Annotated in this window: 4 protein-coding genes, 4 tRNA genes and 1 rRNA gene; 1 reads left to right on the top strand and 8 read right to left on the bottom strand. The window is 51.3% G+C overall.

The window, feature by feature from the left end:
* The 5 genes from MKR05_RS26755 to MKR05_RS26735 all read right to left on the bottom strand — a co-directional run.
* On the bottom strand, positions 1 to 232 hold a 232-nt coding region (locus MKR05_RS26755), incomplete at its 3' end, for a GTP-binding protein (RefSeq protein WP_032439543.1).
* A gap of 115 nt (positions 233 to 347) precedes the next feature.
* A tRNA-Thr gene (locus MKR05_RS26750) sits at positions 348 to 423 on the bottom strand.
* A 5-nt stretch (positions 424 to 428) separates the two neighbouring features.
* Positions 429 to 503, bottom strand: a tRNA-Gly gene (locus tag MKR05_RS26745).
* Between the two features lie 115 nt (positions 504 to 618).
* Positions 619 to 703: transfer RNA gene (locus tag MKR05_RS26740), tRNA-Tyr, on the bottom strand.
* 10 nt (positions 704 to 713) lie between these two features.
* Positions 714 to 789 (bottom strand) — tRNA-Thr (locus MKR05_RS26735).
* 429 nt (positions 790 to 1,218) lie between these two features.
* On the opposite strand from MKR05_RS26735, the gene coaA reads away from it, so the two are divergent.
* Positions 1,219 to 2,169: a type I pantothenate kinase gene (gene coaA, locus MKR05_RS26730; RefSeq protein ID WP_032429237.1), complete on the top strand. Its 951-nt coding sequence runs from the start codon at positions 1,219 to 1,221 to the stop codon at positions 2,167 to 2,169.
* Between the two features lie 26 nt (positions 2,170 to 2,195).
* Here coaA and birA read toward each other — a convergent pair whose 3' ends face one another.
* The 3 genes from birA to rrf form a co-directional block, all read right to left on the bottom strand.
* Positions 2,196 to 3,158, bottom strand: coding sequence for a bifunctional biotin--[acetyl-CoA-carboxylase] ligase/biotin operon repressor BirA (gene birA / locus MKR05_RS26725; RefSeq protein WP_023291589.1), 963 nt, complete (start codon positions 3,156 to 3,158; stop codon positions 2,196 to 2,198).
* Positions 3,155 to 4,183: a UDP-N-acetylmuramate dehydrogenase gene (gene murB, locus MKR05_RS26720; protein WP_048336577.1), complete on the bottom strand. Its 1,029-nt coding sequence runs from the start codon at positions 4,181 to 4,183 to the stop codon at positions 3,155 to 3,157. The genes birA and murB overlap by 4 nt, the downstream gene beginning before the upstream one ends.
* A gap of 280 nt (positions 4,184 to 4,463) precedes the next feature.
* Positions 4,464 to 4,571: ribosomal RNA gene (gene rrf / locus MKR05_RS26715) — 5S ribosomal RNA — on the bottom strand; the annotation flags it as partial.

Genomic DNA, 4,571 nt, shown 5'->3' with positions numbered 1-4,571 from the left:
CGTAGTGGCGAGTCGGGGTGTCATATTCAACGTGAGAGGTGTTGATGGTGATACCACGAGCTTTTTCTTCCGGCGCGTTATCGATCTGGTCGAATGCGCGAGCGGAACCACCGTAGGTTTTAGCCAGTACGGTAGTGATGGCAGCGGTCAGCGTTGTTTTACCATGGTCAACGTGGCCGATAGTACCGACGTTAACGTGCGGTTTTGTACGTTCAAACTTTTCTTTAGACATCGATTGTCCCTCTAAGACACGGATAAATCGGTGATATCACCACATCAACCAGGCAACATGCCCGACTTGTTGAATGAACATAACAGAAGAGAAACAGGGAAGGAGAGAAAAGAAGTGGTGCTGATACCCAGAGTCGAACTGGGGACCTCACCCTTACCAAGGGTGCGCTCTACCAACTGAGCCATATCAGCACGTCTGGAGCGGGCAGCGGGAATCGAACCCGCATCATCAGCTTGGAAGGCTGAGGTAATAGCCATTATACGATGCCCGCATCCTGAAACTCGGCTACCCAGTTCTTTCTGTAATACTAAAGAGACTGCTCTCTGTAGTATTGAGCTGATTAGTTTACCCAACCAACTCCGGCTACGCAAAGCGTCGCCAGAAAGTGGTGGTGGGGGAAGGATTCGAACCTTCGAAGTCGATGACGGCAGATTTACAGTCTGCTCCCTTTGGCCGCTCGGGAACCCCACCCAAATTGTTATGGTGCCGACTACCGGAATCGAACTGGTGACCTACTGATTACAAGTCAGTTGCTCTACCTACTGAGCTAAGTCGGCATCAAGTAGCGCGCATTCTAGGGAGAGGAGCGAGTTCATGCAACTAAAAATTTGCATAAAACGTTCTCTTGCTCACATTTTGTGCTCTTACGCGAAAAAACGGTGTAATTTCAAACAAAGGAGTGCAAATAATCGCCAGCAAACAGCACAGCAGGCGCGGTTCCGGTCATCCACGTTTACCCGGAACCTATGCTGACCGCAGCCTGAAAGGCAGCAGGCCGTTAGCACTATCCTGTTAGCAAAGACCATGCTTTGCAAAGCATAAGAAACTTATTCCTCTCTTGTGACGCTGGCGCGAGAAAGCAGCATTCAATGAGTTTTTTTCTTATTATTCCCGGCAATCTGGTGTTACCCTCCTGCCCATTGTCCTGATTAACTCGTGTGAAGCATCGCCGTTTCAACGTATTCGGTGATGGTAAGAACATGCTTATGAGCCAAAAAGAGCAGACGTTAATGACACCGTACCTACAATTTAACCGCCACCAATGGGCTGCACTTCGTGATTCTGTCCCGATGACGTTAACCGAGGAAGAAATCACGCGGTTAAAAGGCATCAACGAAGATCTCTCTCTGGAAGAGGTTGCTGAGATCTATTTGCCGCTGTCGCGTTTGCTCAACTTCTATATTAGTTCTAACCTGCGTCGTCAGGCGGTTCTCGAACAATTTCTTGGCACTAACGGTCAGCGTATTCCCTATATAATCAGCATAGCTGGCAGCGTTGCGGTAGGTAAAAGCACCACCGCCCGTGTACTGCAGGCCTTGCTTAGCCGTTGGCCTGAGCATCGCCATGTCGAACTCATTACCACTGACGGATTTTTGCACCCTAACTCGGTTTTGAAAGAACGTGGGTTAATGAAGAAGAAAGGTTTTCCGCAGTCTTATGATATGCATCGGCTGGTGAAGTTTGTCTCCGATCTCAAATCAGGAGTACCACAGGCAACTGCACCAGTTTATTCCCATCTAATTTATGATGTTATTCCCGACGGCGATAAAACCGTCGCGCAACCGGATATTCTCATTCTTGAAGGACTGAATGTTCTGCAAAGTGGGATGGATTATCCACACGATCCGCATCATGTATTCGTATCGGATTTTGTCGACTTTTCTATTTATGTCGATGCCCCGGAAGAATTATTGAAAAGCTGGTATATCAACCGTTTTCTTAAATTCCGGGAAGGAGCATTTACCGACCCGGATTCTTATTTCCATAATTACGCCAAGCTGTCGAAGGAAGAAGCGGTGGATATTGCCACCTCGCTATGGAATGAGATTAACCTAATGAATCTAAAAGAAAACATCCTTCCAACCCGCGAGCGCGCCAGCCTGATTATGACCAAGAGCGCCAATCATTCTGTTAATCAGGTACGCTTACGGAAATAAAGCAAAGGGAGCCGAAGCTCCCTTTTTTATTCTGCGCTGCGCAATGATATTTCACCACCGACCCAGGCTTTTATCACACCATCCTGCTCCAGCAATAGCGCCCCCTGGGCGTCAATACCGCGGGAAATGCCATAAATTTCTTTATCACCGATAATCAGTTTTACCGGACGATGAATAAAGTTATCCAGTTTTTCCCAGCGCGGCAGATAAGGAGCCAACCCTTCCTGCTCGAACAGCTCCAGTCCCAGGCGCAGCTCTTTAATCAGGCGCGCGGCGAGGAGGTTACGATCGATGACCACCCCTGCTTCCTGAAGACTGATCCAACCCTGATTGACGACATCAGACTCCACGTGACGCATCACAAGGTTGATACCCGCGCCGCTGACGATTTGTGCGGCATCGCCCGTTTTCCCCGTCAGTTCCACGAGGATCCCTGACAGCTTACGATCCTGCAGGTAAATATCGTTTGGCCATTTCACGCGAACCTGTTCGGCCCCGAGCTGCTGCAGCACTTCAGCGATCACAATACCGATCACCAGGCTTAGGCCAATAGCCGCTGCCGGGCCCTGCTCCAGACGCCAGTACATTGAGAGATAGAGATTCGCGCCAAAGGGGGAAAACCATTTTCTGCCTCGCCGGCCCCGCCCTGCCTGCTGATATTCAGCCACGCAGGCATCGCCGGACGTCAGCTCATCCAGTCTGTCCAGCAAATACTGGTTAGTGGAGTCGATTACCGGAAGGACAGTCACTCGGCCATGCTCTATCTGTTGGGAGATCTTTTTCTCATCCAAAAGATGAATAGGCTCTGGCAGGCTGTAACCCTTGCCCGGTACGGTAAACACATCAACGCCCCAGTCGCGTAAAGTCTGGATATGCTTATTAATCGCCGCCCGGCTCATGCCTAACTGCTCGCCAAGCTGTTCACCTGAGTGAAACTCACCATCAGCAAGGATAGAAATTAGCGTTAAAGGGATAGTATGGTCTTTCACGCAATGCTCTCCTCTGCGTTGACTTCACCATGCGTTCCAATGAAGCGCACCTCGGGTTGAAGCCATACATTGAATTTCGCACCCACCTGCTGGCGAACGTAATGGGCAAGCTTTATCACATCCTCACTGGTCGCTTGATCTTCATTAATCAGTACCAGCGCCTGCTGTCGATGCACGGCCGCGCCGCCGATGCGTTGTCCTTTGAGCTGACATTGATCGATTAGCCAGCCAGCGGCCAGCTTGACGCTGCCGTTTGCCTGCGGATAGTGCGGTGCATCAGGGAACTGCGCCAGCAGCGCTTCAGCAACCTGAGCGCTGACGATCGGGTTCTTAAAAAAGCTGCCAGCATTACCGTTAATCTTTGGATCCGGCAATTTAGTCATTCGCATATGACAGACCGCATCGAATACCTGCTGCGGGGTGACAGTCTGCGGATCGAGACGTGTTAAATCACCGTAGCTCAGCACCGGTCGCCACGCTTTCTCTAACGCCAAGCCAATCGCGACGATGGCGTAGCGGTCCTGATATTCATGTTTAAAGATGCTGTCGCGATAGCCGAAACGGCATTCCGCTGCGGAAAGGCGTTGTTTACGTCCCGTTTCCAGCTCGATGCAGTCAACATATTCGCAAACCCGCTGCAATTCGACGCCGTAAGCGCCAATATTCTGGATAGGCGAAGATCCTGCGCAACCAGGGATTAATGCCAGATTTTCCAGACCAGGCATCGCATGCTGTAGCGTGAACTGCACCAGTTGATGCCAGTTTTCGCCGGCGCCGACGTGCAAGCGCCAGGCATCCGGGGTTTCGCTCACCTCGATCCCCATAATTCGGTTGAGGATCACCGTACCGGCATAGTCGTTCAGAAACAGGACGTTACTGCCTTCCCCAAGGATTAGCGTGGGTTCGCCTGCCGCGACAGCGGTTTGCCAGGCGCTTAATAACTGTTGTTCAGTTTCGGCGCGTACTATCGTATTGGCGGATCGCTCAATGCCAAAGGTATTCCAGGGTTTGAGGGAGTGGTTCATAGTGGCTTCCTGATGCAAAATCGGCGTTAGTTTACCGTATCTGGCGGGGGAAGGCTTGCCTGATTACAGAGGCAATAATATTGCGGGGCGCTAACGGTGGTGATGTGGTGTACCGGTCCGGGCTACAGAACCCGCAAGGTCCGTAGCCCCGGTAAGCGCAGCGCCACCGGGGAGATATACCCCACACAGCAAAAAACCCCGCACCTTTCGGGACGGGGTTCTTTTTAAACGCAAAAACAAAAAGCCCGGTCTTTCGACTGGGCTTTCTGCTTTATTTGATGCCTGGCAGTTCCCTACTCTCACATGGGGAGACCCCACACTACCATCGGCGCTACGGCGTTTCACTTCTGAGTTCGGCATGGGGTCAGGTGGGACCACCGCGCTAGTG

The sequence above is a fragment of the Klebsiella sp. K5-204 genome (assembly GCF_030128585.1).
In the GTDB taxonomy this organism is placed as follows: Bacteria; Pseudomonadota; Gammaproteobacteria; order Enterobacterales; family Enterobacteriaceae; genus Klebsiella; species Klebsiella quasipneumoniae.
The sequence above is the reverse complement of the archived record's forward strand: the minus strand, read 5'-3'. Positions and strand labels throughout refer to the sequence as shown.